This is a genomic window from Cecembia lonarensis LW9, assembly GCF_000298295.1.
Classification (GTDB): Bacteria; Bacteroidota; Bacteroidia; order Cytophagales; family Cyclobacteriaceae; genus Cecembia; species Cecembia lonarensis.
In genome coordinates this window covers 1-634 of record NZ_AMGM01000312.1, presented here as the reverse complement: position 1 = coordinate 634, position 634 = coordinate 1, and the positions used below count along the sequence as shown (strand labels likewise).

General features: G+C 62.8%; 1 protein-coding gene. It reads left to right on the top strand.

Features of this window, described 5'->3' with window-relative positions; all coding sequences use genetic code 11:
• A partial coding sequence (locus B879_RS24255) for a catalase (protein ID WP_157231810.1) occupies nt 1-634 on the top strand: 634 nt, incomplete at both ends.

Here is a 634-nt window from a genome sequence, read left to right as displayed (position 1 = left end):
GCAGAAGCGCCTCGGCGCTTCCGGCCTGCGCGATGCCGACATGCAGTGGGACTTCTGGACCCACTCCCCCGAGTCCGCACACCAGGTGACCTACCTGATGGGCGACCGCGGTCTGCCGACCTCGTGGCGCGAGATGAACGGCTACGGCTCGCACACCTACCAGTGGATCAACGCCGAAGGCGAGCGCTTCTGGGTGCAGTACCACTTCCGCTCCCGTCAGGGCGTGCACAACATGTCCAACGAGGAAGCAGAGAAGCTTGCCGGCTCGGACGCCGACTTCTACCGTCGCGACCTGTTCGACAACATCGAGGCCGGGAACTTCCCGACTTGGGACGTCGCAGTGCAGATCATGCCGTATGAAGAAGGCAAGACCTACCGCTTCAACCCGTTCGACATCACCAAGACCTGGTCGCACAAGGATTACCCGTTGATCCCGGTCGGCCACTTCACGCTGAACCGCAACCCGCAGAACTTCTTCGCCGAGATCGAGCAGGCAGCCTTCTCGCCCTCGAACCTGGTTCCGGGCATCGACATCAGCCCCGACAAGATGCTGATGGCCCGCGTGTTCTCCTACCCGGATGCCCAGCGCAACCGCATCGGCACCAACTACAACCAGTTGCCGGTCAACCAGCCG